This is a genomic window from Sulfitobacter sp. W027 (genome assembly GCF_025143985.1).
In the GTDB taxonomy this organism is placed as follows: domain Bacteria; phylum Pseudomonadota; class Alphaproteobacteria; order Rhodobacterales; family Rhodobacteraceae; genus Sulfitobacter.
On record NZ_CP083564.1, the window covers coordinates 1,988,695 to 2,008,623 of the forward strand.

The 19,929-nt window shown below is 63.3% G+C and carries 17 protein-coding genes; 5 read left to right on the forward strand and 12 right to left on the reverse strand.

Annotated elements, in window-relative coordinates:
- Positions 1 to 56 precede the first annotated feature (56 nt).
- The 10 genes from mnhG to dctP form a co-directional block, all read right to left on the reverse strand.
- Positions 57 to 452, reverse strand: coding sequence for a monovalent cation/H(+) antiporter subunit G (gene mnhG, locus K3759_RS09740; RefSeq protein WP_259981423.1), 396 nt, complete (start codon positions 450 to 452; stop codon positions 57 to 59).
- Positions 449 to 664, reverse strand: coding sequence for a K+/H+ antiporter subunit F (locus tag K3759_RS09745; protein WP_243254371.1), 216 nt, complete (start codon positions 662 to 664; stop codon positions 449 to 451). Before K3759_RS09745 ends, mnhG begins: the two co-directional genes overlap by 4 nt.
- A 68-nt stretch (positions 665 to 732) precedes the next feature.
- A complete protein-coding gene (locus K3759_RS09750; protein ID WP_259981425.1) occupies positions 733 to 1,233 on the reverse strand; it encodes a Na+/H+ antiporter subunit E in 501 nt (166 codons plus the stop codon).
- A 1-nt stretch (position 1,234) separates the two neighbouring features.
- Entirely contained in the window at positions 1,235 to 2,779 is a 1,545-nt protein-coding gene (locus K3759_RS09755) for a monovalent cation/H+ antiporter subunit D (protein WP_259981427.1), read from the reverse strand.
- Positions 2,776 to 3,123: a Na+/H+ antiporter subunit C gene (locus K3759_RS09760; RefSeq protein ID WP_120350813.1), complete on the reverse strand. Its 348-nt coding sequence runs from the start codon at positions 3,121 to 3,123 to the stop codon at positions 2,776 to 2,778. Before K3759_RS09760 ends, K3759_RS09755 begins: the two co-directional genes overlap by 4 nt.
- Position 3,124: 1 nt before the next feature.
- The gene (locus K3759_RS09765; protein ID WP_259981428.1) at positions 3,125 to 5,983 is read right to left on the reverse strand and encodes a monovalent cation/H+ antiporter subunit A; all 2,859 of its coding nucleotides are present in this window, start codon (positions 5,981 to 5,983) and stop codon (positions 3,125 to 3,127) included.
- 198 nt (positions 5,984 to 6,181) lie between these two features.
- Complete coding sequence (locus K3759_RS09770; protein ID WP_259981430.1) at positions 6,182 to 7,699, reverse strand: malonyl-CoA synthase; 1,518 nt, start codon at positions 7,697 to 7,699, stop codon at positions 6,182 to 6,184.
- 177 nt (positions 7,700 to 7,876) lie between these two features.
- The gene (locus K3759_RS09775; RefSeq protein ID WP_259981433.1) at positions 7,877 to 9,193 is read right to left on the reverse strand and encodes a TRAP transporter large permease; all 1,317 of its coding nucleotides are present in this window, start codon (positions 9,191 to 9,193) and stop codon (positions 7,877 to 7,879) included.
- A 1-nt stretch (position 9,194) separates the two neighbouring features.
- Complete coding sequence (locus K3759_RS09780; RefSeq protein WP_259981436.1) at positions 9,195 to 9,689, reverse strand: TRAP transporter small permease; 495 nt, start codon at positions 9,687 to 9,689, stop codon at positions 9,195 to 9,197.
- 7 nt (positions 9,690 to 9,696) lie between these two features.
- On the reverse strand, positions 9,697 to 10,668 hold the full coding sequence (gene dctP, locus K3759_RS09785; RefSeq protein ID WP_259981438.1) for a TRAP transporter substrate-binding protein DctP: 972 nt from the start codon (positions 10,666 to 10,668) through the stop codon (positions 9,697 to 9,699).
- A gap of 226 nt (positions 10,669 to 10,894) precedes the next feature.
- Here dctP and K3759_RS09790 point away from each other — a divergent pair, with 226 nt between their 5' ends.
- Together K3759_RS09790 and K3759_RS09795 are read left to right on the forward strand one after the other, a co-directional pair.
- On the forward strand, positions 10,895 to 12,130 hold the full coding sequence (locus K3759_RS09790) for a putative DNA modification/repair radical SAM protein (protein ID WP_259981440.1): 1,236 nt from the start codon (positions 10,895 to 10,897) through the stop codon (positions 12,128 to 12,130).
- Entirely contained in the window at positions 12,130 to 13,560 is a 1,431-nt protein-coding gene (locus K3759_RS09795; RefSeq protein WP_259981442.1) for a UdgX family uracil-DNA binding protein, read from the forward strand. Before K3759_RS09790 ends, K3759_RS09795 begins: the two co-directional genes overlap by 1 nt.
- Here the strand turns inward: K3759_RS09795 and K3759_RS09800 are convergent.
- Both K3759_RS09800 and K3759_RS09805 read right to left on the reverse strand, forming a co-directional pair.
- Positions 13,557 to 14,036: an SOS response-associated peptidase family protein gene (locus K3759_RS09800; RefSeq protein ID WP_259985613.1), complete on the reverse strand. Its 480-nt coding sequence runs from the start codon at positions 14,034 to 14,036 to the stop codon at positions 13,557 to 13,559. The genes K3759_RS09795 and K3759_RS09800 overlap by 4 nt on opposite strands.
- Complete coding sequence (locus K3759_RS09805; protein WP_259981444.1) at positions 14,033 to 14,212, reverse strand: hypothetical protein; 180 nt, start codon at positions 14,210 to 14,212, stop codon at positions 14,033 to 14,035. Before K3759_RS09805 ends, K3759_RS09800 begins: the two co-directional genes overlap by 4 nt.
- A gap of 144 nt (positions 14,213 to 14,356) precedes the next feature.
- Between K3759_RS09805 and K3759_RS09810 the strand changes: the two genes are divergently transcribed.
- The 3 genes from K3759_RS09810 to K3759_RS09820 are packed head-to-tail and all read left to right on the forward strand — an operon-like array spanning position 14,357 to position 19,855.
- Complete coding sequence (locus K3759_RS09810) at positions 14,357 to 15,091, forward strand: ImuA family protein (protein WP_259981446.1); 735 nt, start codon at positions 14,357 to 14,359, stop codon at positions 15,089 to 15,091.
- Positions 15,039 to 16,526, forward strand: coding sequence for a DNA polymerase Y family protein (locus tag K3759_RS09815; protein WP_259985615.1), 1,488 nt, complete (start codon positions 15,039 to 15,041; stop codon positions 16,524 to 16,526). The genes K3759_RS09810 and K3759_RS09815 overlap by 53 nt, the downstream gene beginning before the upstream one ends.
- The gene (locus tag K3759_RS09820) at positions 16,526 to 19,855 is read left to right on the forward strand and encodes an error-prone DNA polymerase (protein WP_259981449.1); all 3,330 of its coding nucleotides are present in this window, start codon (positions 16,526 to 16,528) and stop codon (positions 19,853 to 19,855) included. Before K3759_RS09815 ends, K3759_RS09820 begins: the two co-directional genes overlap by 1 nt.
- Positions 19,856 to 19,929: the final 74 nt, after the last annotated feature.

The following is a 19,929-nucleotide window of genomic DNA, read 5'->3' on the forward strand; positions in this document are numbered from 1 at the left end:
AAAAGGTTTCCACCATCGTAACAGTTTGAAACGAATCCTACCGGTTCCGCCGGACCTCAGGCGTTGGGCAGCGTCTCTTCGACGTCGCGGTCTTCCTCGGGGACGTTCAACGTGGCCCATATGTCTCCGTCCGGCAGTTCCGGCGGATTGGGCAGGCAATCGCGGCGGTGGATATTCGCCTTTGCCATGAAATTGGCCGAGACGGGCGCGGTGACAAAGATAAAGGCCATGATCAGCAATTCATGCAATGACCCCGTCCCCGAGAGGAAAGAATTAATCATAGCCGCAAGCAGATACGCCCCAATGCCCAGTGTCGCAGCTTTGGTCGGGGCGTGCAGACGGGTCATGGGGTCGTTCAGCTTGAGCAGGCCGATCCCGGCGACAGTGACAAAGAAGCTGCCGATGACCAGCAAGACGGCGACGGCATAGGTGGCGATGATCTCAGGGCTCATTCGATGATATCTCCGCGCAGAACGAAACGGGCATAGGCCACGGTTGAGACGAAACCCAGCATGGCAATGATCAGCGCCGCCTCAAAATAAATCTGCGTGCCTTGCAGGATGCCCAAAAGCACGATGATGCCAATGGCGTTAATGAACATCGTATCCAGCGCCAGAATGCGGTCCCCGGTGCCGGGGCCGATCCACAGTCGGATCATCGCCATGAACTGTGCAATGGCGACCAGCGTCAGCGCGCCATAGAGCGTGAGGGTGAGAAAATCACTTGCTTGGGTCACAGGAAAATCTCCTTCAGCCGGCGTTCATAACGGTCTTTGATCTCATCGCGCACCGCATCAGGGTCGGGTGCGTCCAGCGCATGGACCAGCAGATAGCGGCCCGTGTCCGACAGATCAGCCGAGACGGTGCCGGGGGTCAGCGTGATGGTGCCCGCCAAAATGCTGATCGCTTCGGGTTCTTTCAGGTCCAGCGGCACGACAACCCAGGCGGGCGACATGCTGGCGTTGGACTTGGTCAAGATGATCCACGCCACTTGGATATTGGCGATGATGATATCCCACAGGACCAAGATAACATAGGCGATCATGCGCAGCGGGCGAATGCCTTGGGGCCGGTCGGTCCACCAACGCGCGGTCAGCGCCGGGATCACGATCCCAAGGATCAGACCAAAGACCGCCATGCCAGCGCTGAATTCATTTTGCAGCAGAATCCAGACGACAGTCAGCAGCAGGGTCAGAAACGGATGCGGCAAAAGCCAACGGATAGGTCGCATCATGTCAATGGGCCTCCTCTTTGCCGTCCGACAGCTTGCCGGGGGTCTCCAGCACGGTGGTCAGGTAACGCTCAGGGCTGAACAGTTGTTTTGAGATCGCTGTGGCATATTGCGTGGCCGGGCCCGCCAGCAGCGTATGCGCCACTAACAGCGCCAAAAGACCACCGACCGCCACATAGCTCAATGCAGAGGGCGCTTCGGCAGGGTTGCCCCCCTCTTCGGGCGCGATGCTCCGGGACTTCCAAAAGACCACACTGCCCGCGCGGCCAAAGCCGACAAGGCTCAGAAGGCTCGCGCCCAGGATCACGGCCCAGATCCAGACCCAGAACTCGTTCTCGGCGGCGGCGCCCATGATCAGCAGCTTACCGACAAAGCCCGAAAGCGGCGGCACACCGACCATGGCGATTGCCGCAATAAAGAACAGAGCGGCGGTCAGCTTGGCCCCCGACACCTGCGGCTGCGCCGTCAGATCAAGGTTGTCCCGCCCTGCCCGCGCCAGATCGGCAATCAAGAACAGCGCGCCCGCAGCCAATGTCGAATGCACGATATAGTAAAGCGCCGCCGCGATCCCCTCGGGCGTGAACAGCGCGATAGAGATCATCACCATGCCCATGGAGCCGATGACGGAGAAGGCCACCATACGGTCCAACTGCTTGGCCGCCAGCACCCCGATCATGCCAAGCGCCAGCGACAGCAGCGCGGCAGGGAGCAGCCATGTGGTGTGCAAATCCGCCGTGGTTGCCAGTTCGGGCGAGAAGATCAGCGTATAGACGCGGATGATTGCATAGGCGCCGACCTTGGTCATGATGGCGAAAAGCGCCGCCACCGGGCCGGGTGCTTCGGCATAGCTGGATGGCAGCCAGAAGTGCAGCGGCACCACGGCAGCTTTGACCGCGAAGACCATCAAGAGCAGCACCGCTGCGATGCGGATGCCCACGGTCGCGCCTGCATCGATCAAGGCCACCCGCTGCGCCAGATCGGCCATGTTGAGCGTCCCCGTCTCGGCATAGATCGCGCCAAGCGCAAAGAGGAACAGCGTCGAGCCCAAGAGGTTATAGAGCACATATTGCACCCCCGCCCGCAGCCGTGGCGTGCCGCCGGCATGAATCATCAAACCGTAGGAGGCGATCAGCAGCACTTCGAAAAAGACGAAGAGGTTGAAAAGGTCGCCCGTCAGGAAAGCGCCCATGATGCCCATCAGTTGGAACTGGAACAGCGCATGGAAATGCCGCCCGCGTTCGTCCCATTTCGAGCCGATGACATAAAGCAGCACGAAAAGCGCCAGCACCGCCGTCAGCGTGACCATCAGGGTCGACAGGCGGTCGCCCACTAGCACAATGCCAAAGGGCGCGGCCCAATCGCTGAGACGGTAGAGAATGACATCGCCGCTGGACGCCTCAAGCGACAAGCCAAGCCCAATAAGGATCAAGGCCACAGCGCCAAACAGCGATAGCACCCGCTGAATGGTGATGTGATAGCGCGCCGCCAGCACGATGAAGGGGGCGATAAAGGCGGGCAGCACGATGGGCAGGATCAGCCAATGGGTCATGTGCGGTCCTCCGCCTTGGTATCGGTCAGCGGGTCGTCGACATGGTCGTCATTGTTGCCCAGATAGGCGCCAAGCGCGATCATCACCACCACGGCTGTCATGCCAAAGGAAATCACGATGGCGGTCAGCACCAGCGCTTGCGGCAGGGGATCGGTATAGCGTGCGGCATCCGTCAGGATCGGCGGCGCGCCCACTGTCAGACGGCCCGACGCGAAGAGGAAAACGTTCACCGCATAGGTCAGCAGCGATGTACCCATGATAACCGGAAAGCTCCGCAAGCGCAGCACGAGGTAGAGGCCCGAAGCCGTCAGGATGCCGATGGCGGATGCGACGAGAAGTTCCATATTATGCCTCCGCCTTGGTGTTGTCTTCACGCGATGGGTCGATGTCCATCGGATGATCGGCCTCCGGCACATGCGCCCGGCGGGCAAGCCGCGAGAAGCTTTCCAGCGACAGCATTACTGCACCGACGACGGCAAGGAACACGCCAAGGTCAAAGAGCGCGGCAGTCGCCAGTTCGAACTTGTCGAAGGGCGGGATGCGCACATAGGTGAAATCCGAGGTCAGGAACGGCTTGGCAAAAAGCCATGAGCCAATCCCCGTCAGCCCCGCGATCAAAACGCCCGTGCCGATGATCCCGTGATAGGGATAGCGCAACCGCGCGGAGGCCCAGGCAAAGCCACTGGCCATATATTGCATCACCACGGCGATCGAGACGATCAGCCCGGCGATAAAACCGCCACCCGGCTCGTTATGGCCGCGCAGGAAGATGTAGAAGCCGACTATCATCACCACCGGCATGATTACGCGGGTCATCACCACCATCATCATCGGGTGCCGGTCCCCTGCCCGTGGCTGGTCCGGTTTGCGGTTAAGTAGGCGTGCGCGTACTGGGCCGGACAGCAGCGTCTCGGTCAGCGCGTAGATCAGCAGTGCGGCGATGCCCAGCACGATGATCTCGCCGTAGGTGTCGAACCCCCGGAAATCGACGAGGATCACGTTCACCACATTGGTGCCGCCGCCGCCCTTGTAGGAGTTGGCAAGGTGGAATTCAGAAATGCTCGGCGCCACGGTGTCGCGCAGCAGATAGTGGTAAGATAGTGCCATGGTCGCCAGACCAGCACCGACGGACACCACCACATCGCGGCTGCGCCGCAAAACGCTGCTTTCGATCGGGGTGCGGTTGGGCAGGAAGTTCAGCGCCAGCAACAGCAAGATGATCGTGACCACCTCAACCGTCAGCTGGGTCATCGCCAAGTCGGGCGCACTGAAGAAGACGAAACCGGCCGAGACGATCAGGCCGACGATGCCGATCAAGATAAGCGACAGCAGGCGGTTGCGGTGCAGGAACACCAGCCCACAGGCCGCCGCCACCAGCATCAGCCAGCCCGCGATCTGAACCGCATTGGCCGGCTGCAACTCACGGGTCGCCGCGCCTACGGTTCCGGTGGCCCAAGCATAATAGCCCACCACCACCACGGTTACGGCCATAATCGCGGCATAGCGCGAGAAGGCCCCGTTGTGCAGACGCAGCGATATCGCCTGAGATAGACCGACAAAGGCCGCAATGATCCGGTCAAAGATCGACTTGGCCTCGGGCCGGGGCGTGGCCTCCCAAAGCCGCAGCAGCGGGCTGAAGAGCGCCAGTAGGATCAGACCGCCAACAACCGCGATAATCGACATATAAAGCGCCGGACCCAGCCCATGCCAGATTTTGAAATGCGCCGAAGGCATCTCGGCTGCGCCGCCCAGAACCGATGCGGTTACCAGCTTGACGAACGGCTCGGCCAAGAAGGGCGCAAGGCCGATCACAACCACGGGAATGATCAACAGCGCGGGCGGCAGCCACAGACCGGGCTTGGGATCATGCGGATGGTCAGGGTAGTCGTCGCGCTCTTTGCCCAAGAAGACATGGCCGATTAGACGGAAACTATAGGCCGCCGAGAAGAGCGCGCCAAAGGTCGCCAGCCCCGGCACCAGCCACGGCATGTCAAACAGCGTGGTGTGCAGGGTCTCTTCCAGCATCATTTCTTTCGACAGGAAGCCGTTGAGCAACGGAATCCCCGCCATCGACAGCGCCGCCAGCGTGGCGATGACAAAGGTCACCGGCATCAGATGCCGCAACCCGCCCAAGCGGCGGATGTCGCGCGTATGCACTGCGTGATCCACGATCCCCGCCGACATAAAGAGCGCGGCCTTAAAGGTCGCGTGATTCAAGATGTGAAACACCGCCGCCAGCGCACCAAAGGCCGTGCCGGTCCCTAAAAGCATGGTGATCAGGCCAAGGTGGCTGACGGTCGAGAAGGCCAGCAAAGCCTTCAGGTCATGTTTAAACAGCGCGATCACCGCGCCCAGCACCATGGTGATCAGCCCCGCCGTGGTGACGATGACAAACCATTCAGGCGTGCCCGACAGCACCGGCCACATCCGTGCCATCAGGAAAATGCCTGCCTTCACCATCGTGGCAGAGTGCAGATAGGCCGAAACCGGTGTCGGCGCGGCCATCGCGTGCGGCAACCAGAAGTGGAACGGGAACTGCGCGGATTTGGTAAAACAGCCCAGCAAGATCAGGATCAGCGCGGGCAGATAGAGCGGCGAGGCTTGGATCAGCTCGCGGTTTTCCAAGATCACGCTCAGGTCATAGCTGCCGACGATCTGACCCAGCAGCAACATGCCACCGATCATCGCCAGCCCGCCCATGCCGGTCACGGTCAGCGCCATCCGCGCGCCTTGGCGGCCTTCGGGCAGGTGCTTCCAATAGCCGATCAGCAGGAAGGACGACAGCGAGGTCAGCTCCCAGAAGATCAGCAGGATCAGTACGTTATCGCTGAGGACGATACCGACCATCGCGCCTTGGAACAGCAGCAGATAGGTGAAAAACTCCCCCATATGATCGCCCCGCGCCAGATAGTACCGCGCATAGGCGATGATCAACAGACCGATGCCAAGGATCAGACAGGCAAAGAAAAAGCCCAGACTGTCGAGCATCAGGGTCAGGTTCAAGCCAAGCTGCGGGATCCAGTCAACCCGCGCGGTGACCAATTCGCCCGCCAGCACGGCAGGCAGATGCGTCAGCAAGCCCACCAGCGCCACGAGGGTCACCATAAAGGTCACCCCGGCACAGGCTTGACGCCCTGCAGAGTTCATCAGTCCGGGTAACAATGCGCCAAGGAAAGGCAAGGCAACGATAAGGAAGAGGGACACGCGAACTCCTGATCTGGCGGACTGAAAGGTCACCACGTTCTGTAGAAATTTTCCCGGCACCTCAAGCGAAACCGGGCATTAAACGCCAGTTTGTCGCAGGTTACGCAGCCAAGGCAGACCCGTGGCGGTCAGGCGGATGCCGATTTCACACGAGACATGTCGCCGTGCAGGCGTCAGCCCCCTGCCCGCCCATGTCCCTCAACTTGTTTGAAACAAGTCCCGGTAGGTGTCGCGTAGCACGTTCTTTTGCACCTTGCCCATGGTGTTGCGCGGCAGTTCCGGCAGCACGATCAGCTTGCGCGGCTGTTTGAATTTGGCCAGCGACGCGGCCATATCTGTGGAAATCTGATCAAGGTCCAACACTGCATCCTTGCGCGCCACCAGCAGCGCCACCACAGTCTCCCCAAAATCGGGATGCGGCACACCGATCACCGCGCTTTCCAGCACGCCGGGTTGGTCATCGAGCAGCAATTCGACTTCCTTCGGATAAATGTTGTAGCCGCCCGAAATGATCAGGTCCTTGTCGCGCCCCACGATGGTGACGTACCCATCCGCATCGCGCCGCCCCAGATCGCCGGTGATAAAGAAACCGTCTTCGCGCAGCTCGGCGGCGGTCTTCTCTGGCATCTGCCAATAGCCCTTGAACACATTCGGGCCGCGCACCTCGATGCTGCCGATCTCTCCGTCCGGGAGGATCGCGCCGGTCTTGGGGTCGGTGATCTTCAACTCTACATCCGGCAGCGGCAGCCCCACGGTACCCGCACGGCGCTCGCCCTCATAGGGGTTTGAGGTATTCATATTGGTCTCGGTCATGCCATAGCGTTCAAGGATCCGGTGGCCGGTGCGGTCCTCGAAATCGACATGGGTTTCCGCCAAAAGCGGGGCCGAGCCGGAGATGAACAGCCGCATATTCGCCGCCGTCTCACGGGTGAAACGCGCGTCGTCCAATAGTCGGGTGTAGAAGGTCGGCACGCCCATCATCGCGGTGGCGTGGGGCATCCGGTCGATCAACCGGTCGATGTCGAGCTTGGGCATGAAGATCATCGCGCCCCCCGCCACCAGCGTCACATTCGTCGCTACAAACAGACCATGGGTGTGAAAGATCGGCAGCGCATGAAGCAACACGTCCCGCGCGGTGAAGCGCCACAATTCAGCCAGCGTCTGCGCGTTCGACAAGAGGTTCGCCTGCGTCAGAATCGCGCCCTTAGAGCGCCCCGTGGTCCCGGAGGTATAGAGGAAGGCCGCGAGGTCATCCGCCGCCCGCGCGACGGTCTCGAACTTGTCGGAGGCCGAAGTCGCACGATCTGCAAAGCTGCCATCGTTTTCGGTGCCCAAGGTCTCAAGCTGACAGCCTGCGGCCTTGGCCACCGGGGCCATCTCATTGCGGCGCGCGGGCTGGCAGACGAAGGCCGCCGCCCCGCTGTCGGTCACGAAATAGCGCACCTCATCCGCGGTATAGGCAGCATTGAGCGGCAAGAAGATCACCCCGGCCTGCACGCAAGCGGCATAGAGCGCCAATGCGTCGGCGGATTTGTCGATCTGCACCGCCAGCCGGTCACCGGGTTTCAGCCCCAGCCCGGTCAGTACATGGGCAAATCGCGCGGCACGGCCCAGAAATCCCGCATGGGTCAGGGTCACCCCGCCTTCGAGATGCAGAAAGGCTGTTGTCTTGCCAGCGTGACGGCCAAACAGGGTGTCATAAAGGGGGTTTGCCATCACGGTGCTCCTCGCGTGTTAGGGGTGGGAAAGCATAGCCCCCGCGCGGGATTACAAACGTATTACGCGGGGTAATGCAAGCGGACGCACGCCCCTGCCGAGCACATGGTGCAGGCAAATGTCGAATTATGGCAGCAACTTGCAGGGCGGCGCTGGTCCTCACCGCCCTTGAGGTCTTTACCGGCCCATCAGGCTGGGCAGCCAAGTGCCGATGCCCGGTAGCCAGACGATGAGGGCCAGAACGAAGAGCTTGATCAGCAAGAACGGCATCACCGAGGCATAGATCTGCGGCATACGAATTTCCGGCGGGGCGACCCCGCGCATGACAAACAGCAGCAGACCGAAGGGCGGGGTCAGCAAACCGATCTCCATGGTCAGCAGATAAACGACGCCGAGGGTCAGCTCGTTGATCTCCATCGCATTCGCCAGAGGCACGAAAACCGGCACGGTGACCATGAGCATCGACACCTGATCGATGAAACACCCCAGAAACAGCAGGATCGCGATCATCCCCAAAAGCACCATCAAAGGCGTCGGATCGACCGCGTTGATTGCGTTTATCAGCCCATTGGTCGCCCCCGAGAAAGACAGCACCTGCGCGAAGGTCTGGCTGGCCGCGATGATGAACAGGATCATCACCGACAGCTTCAGCGTCTCCATCAAGGCGCGGCCCATCTTCTCCCAACTCAGCGCGCGGTAGGCCGCCCCGATGATCACAGCGGTGATGCTGCCGAGGGCGGCACTTTCCGTGGGCGTTGCGATCCCCGCCAGAAGCGAGCCGATGACCACAGCAAAAAGCACCGACAGCGGCAGCACATAGATCACGAAGGGCGTCCAACGTTCGCGCAGCGGCATTTCCTCATAGACATCGGGCGGCGCGACCTTCGGGTCCAGAAGGCTCCGCCCCACCACATAGGCCACGAAAAGCACCGCCAGCAGCAGCGCAGGCAACACCCCCGCAATCAGCAGCCCGGCGATGGAGATGCCCGCGAGCGAGCCTACCAGAACCGCCAGCGCCGAGGGCGGGATCAACATCGCAATCGCGCCCGAGGCCATGATTGGCCCCATCGCCATCGACGGATGATAGCCGCGTTTCAGCATCCCCGGCAGCAGCGTGCCACCCAGCATCGCGGTATTGGCGATGGTTGAGCCGGAGAGGGCTGCAAAGATCGTGCCGCCAAAGATCGTCACGACCGACATGCGGCCCGGTATCCGCGTCACCACCCGCTCAATCGCGTCAATGGCGCGATGCGCGACCCCGGTTTGAAAGAGGATCTCTCCCATCAAGATAAACAGCGGTATCGGCGCGAGCTGGAAATTCGCCACCGACTGCGCTGAGTTGCGTGCCAGTTGCAGGATGCCGCGGTCTCCGCCCAGCACGAAATACGCGCCCACGGTTGTCACGGCGATGAAGGCAAAGGCGACCGGCAGACCGATCAACAGCAAAACCGCCAATCCGCCCAGCATCAAGGTCAGTGTCAGGCCCCAATCCATCTCAAAGACCACTCAAACTACGCTCGGCCGTTTCCGGATAGAGCAGACGACGGATAAAGATGATCGTACAAAGCGCCAGCGACAGCGGCACAAAGGCCAGCATCCACCACTCCGGGATCACGAATGACGTGCGGATCATCGACCCACGTGCGGCAGAGGCCAGCACCGCTTGCAGCCCGTACCAGCCCAGCACCCCCGCCGTCACCGCGCCGATGGCGCTGGTGATCCGGGTCAAAGCATGGGCGGTGCCCCGCGATAGGTTGCTGGTGATCAGATCAACCTTCACATGCCCGCCGATTGACAGCACCCAAGGCGCGCCAAGGAAGGTGGCAATCATCAACGCATATTGGATTGCATCCAGCGCGCCATAGACCACCGGCAAGCCGAGATTGCGCAGTACCACGTTGATCGCGATAAACACCGCGATCACCCCGAGGATACCGGCCGAGAAAACGGCCAGCCCCCGGAGTGTCCGGTCAAACAATGTTGAGATCATCGGGCGATCACTTGGTCATGCAGGCGCGCATCTGCTGCGCAAGATCGGCGTCGACCTCTTCAACCGCCGCCCAACCGGCATCGCGCGCGGCATTGGTCCAAGCTTTGGCATCGGCATCGCTGAAGGTGATCGTCTCGATCCCCGCATCCGCCTGTGCGGCGTATTCCGTCGCGTTGCGGTCGGCGTTGTCGTTGTTAAGCTCTTCCATCCAAGCAGCGCCCTCTTCGAGCTTGGCGCGCTGTTCGTCGGTCAGCCCGTTCCATGTGTCGAGGTTCACCAGCAGGTTCACGTCGACGTTATAGAAGCTCGGATCGACACGGTATTTCGTCTGCTCGTCCCAACCCAGATCCAATACGCCTTGGCTCGGCCAGCCATAGCCGTCGATCGCACCACGTTCCAACGCGCTATAGACTTCGCCCGGCGCGGTGCGCACGAGGTTGGCCCCCAGTTGCGTGAACATCGCTTGATAGACCGGCGTGGTGCGGATGGTCAGACCGCTGAGGTCCGGCCCTTCGACCGGCTTGGTCAGATAGAGGTGATAGCCGATCCCGTCGCCGCCATGGCCCAGGTATTTGACGTTCATCTGTTCTTGGTGGATGCGGTCGACCAACTCATAACAGCCGTTCTCGCGCTGCTCTTGAATGGTGTTTTCCGCCAGATGCAGCGCGTCGCCCGTGGGCAGCAGGTTCGGGTAATAGGCCGTGGTGTTATTGGCGATATCGACAACGCCAGATTGCACCGCGTTGCCCAATTCAAAGGGCGGCACGGCCTCCGGCCCGCCGACCATATTGATCTGCACGACCCCCTTGCCGTTCTCGTTGATCCATTCGACAAAGGATTCAAACTCGCGACTAAAGGCGGTGCCAAGGGTAAAGGCCGAAACGGCGCGCAGCGTCACTTCGTCGGCGCTGGCGGTGCTGGTGGTGGCAAGGGTGCTGACGGCAAAGAGCGCCGCGCTGAGCGTGGTTGTTGTTTTCATGATCGTCTCCCAGTTGTGATCAAAGGCCCGCGATCTTTGCCCCGGTGCCCTCGCATGCATATGCATAATATGTATCTGCATGTAATTCGTAGCGACAAGATTTCGCTACGTCAATTCAAACTCTCATCCCCGCCCGCTCCCGCACCATAAGCGGCTCCCTGCGCAGATTGTCGGGGCATTAAGATAGTTTAATGACAGCCCCGCCATGAGAACATATATAGAACGCATGGCAAAACAGACACTCGATCAAAAACTGGCGATTCTCAGCGATGCGGCGAAATACGACGCCTCCTGCGCCTCCTCCGGCTCCACCAAACGCGACTCGCGCGATGGTAAGGGGCTGGGCTCCAATGAAGGCAGCGGCATCTGCCACGCATACGCCCCCGACGGGCGGTGCATCAGCCTGCTCAAGATCCTGATGACCAATTTCTGCATCTACGATTGCAGCTATTGCATCAACCGCGTGTCGTCCAACGTGGATCGGGCGCGGTTCAGCGTGGATGAGGTGGTGAAACTGACCATTGAGTTCTACCGCCGCAACTATATCGAAGGGCTGTTCTTGTCCTCGGGCGTGATCCGCTCCCCCGATGCGACCATGTCCGACATGGTGCAGATCGCCCGCAAGCTGCGGCACGAGGAGAACTTTCGTGGCTATATCCACCTCAAGACCATCCCCGATGCCTCGCCCGAGTTGATTGAGGAAGCCGGTCTTCTGGCCGACCGTCTATCCATTAACGTGGAACTGCCCACCGACAGCGCGGTCCAGCAATATGCGCCCGAGAAGAAGCCCGAGCAGATCCGCCGCGCGATGGCGAATGTGCGGATGACCAAGGAGGCGAGCAAAGAGAAATCCTTCTCTGGCAAGCGCCCGCCCCGCTTCGCGCCCGCCGGTCAATCCACCCAGATGATCATCGGCGCGGATGGGTCGAACGACGCCACAGTGCTGGGCCAATCGACGCGGCTTTACTCCAGCTACAAGCTTAAGCGGGTTTATTACTCCGCCTTTTCACCGATCCCCGACAGTTCCGCCAAACTGCCGCTGATCCGCCCGCCGCTGCAACGCGAACACCGGCTGTATCAGGCCGATTGGCTGCTGCGCTTCTATGATTTTCAACTGGACGAGATCACCTCCGTCACCCGCGACGGCAATCTCGACCTTGAGGTCGACCCCAAGCTCGCATGGGCGCTGGTGCACCGCGAACACTTCCCGCTCGACGTCAACCGCGCCAGCCGCGAGATGCTGCTGCGGGTGCCGGGGTTTGGCGTCAAAACGGTGAATCGCATCCTCGCCGCCCGCCGCCATCGGTCCCTGCGCTACGAAGACCTGACCCGCATGGGCGCCTCGATGAAAAAGGCCCGCGCCTTTGTCACGGCAGGCGGTTGGTCGCCCGGCACGCTCACCGACAGCGCCAACTTGCGCGCGCGTTTCGCGCCGCCGCCCGAGCAGTTGACCCTGTTCTGATGCACCGCGTCTCCCTGCCCCCGATCGGCACCGCGAAGGCATGGCGCGAAGCGGCGCGCGGTTTTCTGGCCGCCGGCGTGCCGCCCGAGCAGATCCTCTGGGGCGACCATGCCGCCGTGCCGGACCTCTTTGGCGGCGAGGCCGCACCGGTGGCTACGGGCCGCGTCGCGGTGCCGCGCAGCTTTATCTCGATGGCCGAGACGGCGGTCTGGCACAGCGATCCCGAACGTTTCGCGCGGCTCTATGCCTTTCTCTGGCGCGTAAAGGACGCGCCGCATCTGATGTCCGACCGGGGCGATGCCGATCTCGCGGTCTTGCGGGGGATGGAGAAGAACGTCCGCCGCTGCCAACACAAGATGAAGGCCTTCGTCCGCTTCCGCGAGATCGGTGACCCGAACGCCCCGCGCCGCAGCTTCGCCGCGTGGTTCGAGCCCACGCATCATACGGTGGAGCCCACGGCGGATTTCTTCGTGCGGCGGTTTGCGGACATGGATTGGCGCATCCTGACGCCCGATGTCTCGGCGATCTTCGAGAACGGCAAACTCACGTTCCAAGAGGGCCACGAAAAACCCGACCTGCCCGAAGACGCGGGCGAGCAGCTATGGATCACCTATTTCCAGAACATCTTTAACCCCGCCCGCCTCATGGTGAAGGCGATGCAGTCCGAGATGCCCAAGAAATACTGGAAAAACATGCCCGAGGCCGCTTTCATCCCCCAGATGATCGCCGAAGCCCCGGCCCGCGCCCGCGCCATGGCCGAAGCGGCACCGACCCTGCCACCCGTCCGCATGGACCGCGTGCAGGCGCAGCTTTCAGCCTTCTCATCCGCTTGGGACGGCCCGATGGAAGAACTGCCCTATGCCATCCGCGCTTGCACCCGCTGCCCGCTGCATTGCCACGCAACGCAAGCCGTGCCGGGTGAAGGGCCGCGGGATGCCGATCTCATGGTCGTGGGCGAACAGCCCGGCGATCAGGAGGATCTCGCGGGCCGTCCCTTCGTCGGGCCGGCGGGACAGATGTTCGACCGCATCGCCGGTGAGGCCGGGCTCGACCGCGAGGCGGCCTTTGTCACCAATGCCGTCAAACACTTCAAATTCACCGCCCGGGGCAAGCGCCGCATTCACCAGCGCCCCGAGACGCCCGAGATCGACCAGTGCCGTTGGTGGATGAACGCCGAAGTGGCGCAGGTGCAGCCGAAGCTCATCCTCGCGATGGGCGCCACCGCGGCGCAGAGCCTCACCGGCAAGGGCACGGGCATTCTCAAGCGGCGCGGCACAATCGAGGCGGGGCCGGAGGGCATCCCGGTGCTGATCACCCTACACCCCTCCTACCTGCTGCGCGTACCCGACCCCCGTGTGCGCGAGGAGGCCGAGGCGCAGTTCCGCTCCGATCTGGCGATGGCGGCGCGGATGATGGCCGAGGCGGCTTAATCCTCGGGATCGATGACCTGAAGGGCACCGTCGGGTAGCGGGCGTTGCAGCTTTGGCAGGTCGGCGGTCTCGGCGCTCAGCCAGCGTTGCACCTCATCGGGCGTGGTCAGGATCACCGGCATCGCCTTGGGGTGCACGGCGCCGACCTCGGCATTGGGCTCGGTGGTCAGGAAACCGAAAAGGTTGTCGGTGGTCTCACCATCCTTGAGCTTTCGCACGGACGTCCACTGCGTCCAGACCCCGGCAAAAAAGGCCAGTGGGCGGTCCTCGCCAAGCGCGAACCAGATCGGACGTGAGCGTTCGCCGGGGCGGTTCAGCGGCTCGGAAAAGGCGGTGAAGGGCACGACGCAGCGCTGCTCCGGCACCAGCCAGCGCCGCCAATGCGGTGAGGCGATGTTGCGGATGTTGGTCACACCTCGGTCGGTCTTCTTGCCCTTGAGCGCAAAGGCCGGCGAGGGCATCCCCCACCGCATCATCTCCAGCACCGCATCATCTCCAGCACCGGGCCGGTGTCGCCGTGGCGCACCACCGGGGCCGGATAATCGGGGTAGATGCCGGGCATCGGCGGCAGATTGCCCGCGCGGTCCTCGATCCCGTCGAACCAGCCGCGGATCGCGTCCTGCCCCTTGGTGAGGGAGTAGAGATTGCACATTTTCGCCTCCTGTCGCCGCCCTTGGCTCAGTAGATGCGGTTTTTCCGCGCCCCGGCAAGAGCTTCGCGGCACCGCTCAAATCTTTGACAGAACCGCAGTTCATCGTTTATGAATAGAACAAAATGTGAACATATGGAGTCGTGCATGACAACCGATTCTACATATGGGCAGGTCCTTACCCTGCCGCGGCGCAGGCCGTCGACACCCCCCGAACCGGGGGTTTTGGCCAGTCATGCGCCGCTGACGGATGTCTTTCCCGGTGCCTTCGCCAGCGCCCCGGCCACCGGTTTCGTGCTGTCGCTGCTGCCGCGCGGCAAGGGCCCGGTGCTCTGGGTGCAGGACTTCCTGTCGCGGCGCGAGAACGGCGCGCCCTATACCCCGAGCCTTGCGGCTTTCGGGCTGGAACAGCCGGTGCTTCTGGTCACTGCCAGCCACCCGCGCGACGTGCTCTGGACGATGGAGGAAGGCGCGGCCTGCGCGGGGCTCTCGGCCGTGGTGGGCGAGGTCCATGGCGGGCCCGAGGTGCTGGATTTCACCGCCACCAAACGGCTGTCGCTCAGGGCCGAGGCCTCAAATGTGCCGCTCTATCTCATTCGCAGCGGCGATCCCGGCGGCTTGAGTGCGGCGCGGATGCGGTGGCGCATTTCCTCGCTGCCCTCTCAGGCCCATCCATACGATGCGCAGGCCCCCGGCGCGGCGCGGTGGGACCTCGAGCTGTTTCGTGCACGTGGCCATGCGCCCGGCCGCTGGGTGGCCGCCCATGAGCCCGACAAACGCCACAGCCCCCGCGCCGCGGATCGTCTCCGTCTGGTTCCCCGAGCTGACGATGGAGCGGTGGCGCCGGGTGATCAGCCAATACCGCAGCGTTCCGGGGGATGAGGTGCCGGTGGTCCTGTCCCGCGATGGGACCCATGGGCCGGTGGTCCATGGGCTGAGCGCCGCCGCCCGCGCCCGGGGCATCGAGATCGGCGCGCGGGTGGTCGACGTGCAGGCGATCCACCCCGATCTGCATGTCGAGCCCGCCGATCTGGAAGGGGATATCGCCCTGATCAAGCGGCTGATACATTGGGCGCGGCGCTGGTGCCCCTGGACGGCGCGGGACGTCGACCACGGCCTGCTGCTCGACGTGACCGGCTGCACCCATCTCTTCGGCGGCGAGGCGGCGATGCTGCGCGACATCCGCAGCCGCTTTGCCCTGCAGGGGCTGACCGCGCGGCTTGCCATGGCCCCCACCCCCGGCGCTGCGCAGGCGCTGGCGCGCTTCGGCTCCGGCGCGCAGATTTGCACCGCCGAGGATGTGGCCTCCGCCCTCGCCCCCCTGCCCGTCGCCGCCCTGCGGCTCGACGCACAGACCACGCGGCTCTTGGACCGGCTCGGTCTCAAGACCATCGGCGCGCTCAGCGATCTGCCCCGCGCCGCGCTGATGCGCCGCTTCGCCAGCCTGAAGCCCGAGCGCAACCCGCTGATCCTGCTCGACAAGGCCTTGGGCAAAGCCTCTGACCCGCTCAACGCCCCGCCCGATCACCGCCATTTCATGGCCCGCAGCCGCCTGCCCGAGCCGGTGCTTGACCCCGCCCCGCATCTGCCCGCATTGGTCGAGGACCTCTGCGGGCAACTGGCCCGCGCCGAACTGGGCGCGCGGCGGCTGCGGCTGACGGTCTACCGCATCGACGGCGACTGGCGCGGCCTCGACGTCGCCACCGCCCGCGCCAGCCGGGATGCCGCGCATCTGCGCCGGCTCTTCGACGGCAAGCTGGAGAATATCGACAGCGGCTTCGGTTTTGATTTGCTGACGCTGGAGGCGCTGGCCAGCGAGCCGCTGCCGCTGATGCAGGACCACCTCGACGGCAAGCGCGACCCCTCGGCGGATGTGGCCGGGCTCTTGGACCGTCTGGTGGCCAAGCTGGGGCCGGGAAAGGTCAGCTGGCCGCAGTGGCGCGAGACCCATAAGCCCGAACGGGTGGAAGAACGCGCCCCGGCGCTGCAGGCCACCCCCACCGCCGCCCCCACGCTGCTGCGCGAGCGCCCCCTGCGGCTGCTCACCCCGCCCGAAGAAGTGCGCGTCATCTATGCCGTGCCCGAAGGCCCGCCCTCGCAGTTCAACTGGCGCCGCGTCACCTACAAGACCACCCGCCACGCGGGCCCCGAGCGCATTGCCCCCGAATGGTGGCGCGACCGCCCCGGCACCCGTCTGCGCGATTACTACAAGGTGGAGGTCGAAGGCGGCCAGCGCTTCTGGCTCTACCGCGAGGGCGTGATCCACGACGGCCGCGGGGCCGAGCCGCGCTGGTTTCTGCATGGGATGTTCGCCTGATGCCGGAGCAAGAGGGACATAAACGCCGCACGCTGGGCGAGGACGTATTCAGCGCCCCGCCCCGGGCGGACTACGTCGAATTTGGGCTGGCCAGTTGCTTCTCCTTCCTGCGCGCCGCCTCGGATGCGGTGGATCTGGTGGAGCGGGCCTATCAGCTTGGCTACGACAGCCTCGGCATCGCGGATCACAACACCCTGGCGGGCGTGGTGCGGCTGCATGTGGAGGCGGAAAAGGCCCATATCCGCCCGCTGATCGGCGCACGGCTGGTGCTGCTCTGCGGCACCGAGATCCTCGCCTACCCGCAGGACCGCGCCGCCTATGCGCGGCTTTCCACCCTGCTCTCGGCGGGCAAGATGCAATCGGTCGACGGCGAATGGCAGCAAAAGGGCGAGACCCATCTGACGCTTGAGATGCTGCAAAGCCATGCCGAAGGGCTGCACCTCATCGTCATGCCGCCCGAAAACCTCGATGTCTTTGCCGCTGGCCTGCCGCGTCTGGTGAAAGCACTGCCGGACATGCGGCATGTGGGCGCAAGCTTCCTTTATCGTGGCGATGACCGGGCCCGGATCAACCGCTTGGACGCACTGGCCCGCGCCCATGGGCTGAGGATTTTGGCCACCAACGACGTGCTCTACCACGCGCGCCACCGGCGGCCCTTGCAGGACGTGATGGTGGCGATCCGCGAGGGCGTGATCGTGCCCAAGGCGGGCTACCTGCTGGCCGCCAATGCCGAACGGCACCTGAAATCGCCCGAGGCGATGCTGCGCCTCTTCGCCGACTGGCCCCATGCCATCGCCGAGACGCGCCGTCTGGCCGACCGCATCGCGTTCCGCCTCACCGATCTGGCCTATGAATACCCGCATGAGATCGTCCCCGAAGGCCGCACGCCCATGGAGGAACTCGCCCGCCTCACATGGGAGGGTGCTGCGCGGCGCTACCCCGACGGCGTGCCCGAGGCGGTGGAGAAGACCATTCACAAGGAATTCGCCCTCATCGGGTCCAAAAAGATCGCCCGCTATTTCCTGACCATCTACGACATCGTCCGCTTCGCCCGCGAGGAGGCACAGCCGCCGATCCTCTGCCAGGGGCGCGGCTCTGCGGCCAATTCCGCCGTCTGTTTCTGCCTCGGCATCACCTCGGTCGACCCGGCGGTGCACAACCTGCTCTTCGAGCGGTTCCTGTCCGAGGAACGCGACGAGCCGCCCGACATCGACGTGGATTTCGAACATGAACGACGCGAGGAAGTCATCCAGTATATGTATGGCAAATACGGCCGCCACCGCGCCGGGCTTTGCGCCACGGTGATTCATTACCGCCCGCGCTCGGCGATCCGCGAGGTCGGCAAGGCGATGGGGCTCAGCGAAGACGTGACCTCAAAGCTTGCGGGCACGATCTGGGGCAGTTTCGAGGGCCAGATGGACGACGACCGCGCCCGCGAGGCGGGGCTGGACCTGTCCGACCCCTATCTGCGCATGGTGCTGAAACTGGCCAGCCAGATGATTGGCATGCCGCGCCACCTATCCCAACACGTCGGCGGCTTCATCCTGACCGAACGCCCCCTGACCGAGATCGTGCCCATCGGCAACGGCGCCATGCCCGAGCGCAGTTTCATCGAATGGGACAAGGACGACATCGACGCGTTGCAGATCTTCAAGGTCGATATCCTGGCCCTCGGCATGCTGACCTGTATCGCCAAATGTTTCGACCTCATTGAGGCGCATTACGACCGCCCTCTGGAACTGGCGACCGTCCCGGTGGAGGACCACGAGGACGACGCCACCGGGCGGCCCACCTATGATATGCTCTGCCGGGGCGACAGTCTGGGGGTCTTTCAGGTCGAAAGCCGCGCGCAGATGGCGATGCTGCCGAAACTGCGCCCGCGCGTCTTCTACGATCTAGTGATCGAAGTCGCCATCGTCCGCCCCGGCCCGATCCAAGGCGACATGGTCCACCCCTATCTGCGCCGCCGTCAGGGGCTGGAAAGCGTCGTCTACCCCGCCCCCGGCCCGGCCTATCCGCAGGACGAATTGTTCAGCATCCTCAGCCGGACCTTGGGCGTGCCGATCTTTCAGGAACAGGCGATGAAGATCTCCATCGACGCGGCACGGTTCTCGCCCGCCGAGGCCAATGAACTGCGCAAGGCCATGGCCACCTTCCGCTCGCGCGGGACGATTGAAAAGCTACAGGACAAGATGGTGGGCCGGATGACCAAGCGCGGCTATGACCCGGTCTTCGCGCAGCGCTGTTTCGACCAGATCAAGGGGTTTGGCGAATACGGATTTCCCGAAAGCCATGCGGCGAGTTTTGCCAAGCTGGTCTACGTCTCGTCTTGGATGAAATGCCACTACCCGGCGGCCTTTGCCTGCGCGCTCTTGAACTCGCAGCCGATGGGGTTTTATGCGCCCGCGCAGATCGTGCGGGACGCCCGCGAGCATCAGGTCGAGGTGCGCGATGTGGATGTGAACCTCTCGGACTGGAACTGCACGCTGGAACCCTGCGGCGACGGATTTGCCCTGCGCTTGGGGCTGCGCATGGTGGACGGGCTGCAGGAGAAGGCCGGCGCGCGGATCATGGACCGGCGCGAGATGCCTTACGCGGATGTCGAGGACCTCAAGAGCCGCGCAGGCCTCGACGCCAAGGCGATCCGTCAACTCGCTGCCGCCGACACGATGCGCAGCATGGGGATCGACCGGCGCCAGGCGCTTTGGCAGGCACAAGGGCTGCGCGACGCGCCTGCCTTGCCGATCTTCGACCATGCCGAGGCTTCGGCCCGCGGACCGGAGCCGGAAGTGCATCTGCCGGTGATGCCGAAAGCCGAACAGGTGGTGGCCGACTACCAGACGCTGCGGCTATCGCTGAAGGCGCATCCGATGTCTTTCTACCGCTCCAGCCTCGCCGCACAGGGGTTTTCCTCGGCCCGGGACCTCTCGCGCATGGGGCATGGGAGGCGGGTGAAACTGGCCGGGCTGGTGCTGGTGCGGCAAAAACCCGGCAGCGCCAAGGGGGTGTGTTTCATCACGCTGGAGGATGAATTCGGCGTGGCGAACCTCGTGATCTGGCCCAATATGTTCAAGCTCTACCGCCCCACGATCATGTCGGCGCGGCTTCTGGTGGTCGAGGGCCGCGTGCAGACCGACGGGCGGGTGATCCATGTGGTGGCCGACCGGCTTGAGGACCGCTCTGACAGGCTTGCTTCGCTGTCGGACGCACCGATGCCCGGGATCACTACGCGGGGCGATCATCCAACCCACCCGCTGCCCGGTCAGGTGGCGATGCATTCGCATCCACGCGACGCGCGTGTGATCCCCAAGTCGCGGGATTTTCATTAACGAATCTTCATGTAGTAGATGAAGTAACTCCCGCAAGAATCTGAAAATTATATACAATACATAAAATAACCGTC

What these genes read in the sequence shown, in the direction of transcription:
- K3759_RS09770 (WP_259981430.1), bottom strand. Translation starts at nt 7,699, where the DNA reads ATGGCAAACCCCCTTTATGACACCCTGTTTGGCCGTCACGCTGGCAAG.
- K3759_RS09760 (WP_120350813.1), bottom strand. Translation starts at nt 3,123, where the DNA reads ATGGAACTTCTCGTCGCATCCGCCATCGGCATCCTGACGGCTTCGGGC.
- K3759_RS09790 (WP_259981440.1), top strand. Translation starts at nt 10,895, where the DNA reads ATGGCAAAACAGACACTCGATCAAAAACTGGCGATTCTCAGCGATGCG.
- K3759_RS09795 (WP_259981442.1), top strand. Translation starts at nt 12,130, where the DNA reads ATGCACCGCGTCTCCCTGCCCCCGATCGGCACCGCGAAGGCATGGCGC.
- K3759_RS09800 (WP_259985613.1), bottom strand. Translation starts at nt 14,036, where the DNA reads ATGATGCGGTGGGGGATGCCCTCGCCGGCCTTTGCGCTCAAGGGCAAG.
- K3759_RS09745 (WP_243254371.1), bottom strand. Translation starts at nt 664, where the DNA reads ATGGCGATGATCCGACTGTGGATCGGCCCCGGCACCGGGGACCGCATT.
- K3759_RS09750 (WP_259981425.1), bottom strand. Translation starts at nt 1,233, where the DNA reads ATGATGCGACCTATCCGTTGGCTTTTGCCGCATCCGTTTCTGACCCTG.
- K3759_RS09805 (WP_259981444.1), bottom strand. Translation starts at nt 14,212, where the DNA reads ATGTGCAATCTCTACTCCCTCACCAAGGGGCAGGACGCGATCCGCGGC.
- dctP (WP_259981438.1), bottom strand. Translation starts at nt 10,668, where the DNA reads ATGAAAACAACAACCACGCTCAGCGCGGCGCTCTTTGCCGTCAGCACC.
- K3759_RS09810 (WP_259981446.1), top strand. Translation starts at nt 14,357, where the DNA reads ATGACAACCGATTCTACATATGGGCAGGTCCTTACCCTGCCGCGGCGC.
- K3759_RS09775 (WP_259981433.1), bottom strand. Translation starts at nt 9,193, where the DNA reads ATGGATTGGGGCCTGACACTGACCTTGATGCTGGGCGGATTGGCGGTT.
- K3759_RS09755 (WP_259981427.1), bottom strand. Translation starts at nt 2,779, where the DNA reads ATGACCCATTGGCTGATCCTGCCCATCGTGCTGCCCGCCTTTATCGCC.
- K3759_RS09820 (WP_259981449.1), top strand. Translation starts at nt 16,526, where the DNA reads ATGCCGGAGCAAGAGGGACATAAACGCCGCACGCTGGGCGAGGACGTA.
- K3759_RS09815 (WP_259985615.1), top strand. Translation starts at nt 15,039, where the DNA reads ATGGAGCGGTGGCGCCGGGTGATCAGCCAATACCGCAGCGTTCCGGGG.
- K3759_RS09780 (WP_259981436.1), bottom strand. Translation starts at nt 9,689, where the DNA reads ATGATCTCAACATTGTTTGACCGGACACTCCGGGGGCTGGCCGTTTTC.
- mnhG (WP_259981423.1), bottom strand. Translation starts at nt 452, where the DNA reads ATGAGCCCTGAGATCATCGCCACCTATGCCGTCGCCGTCTTGCTGGTC.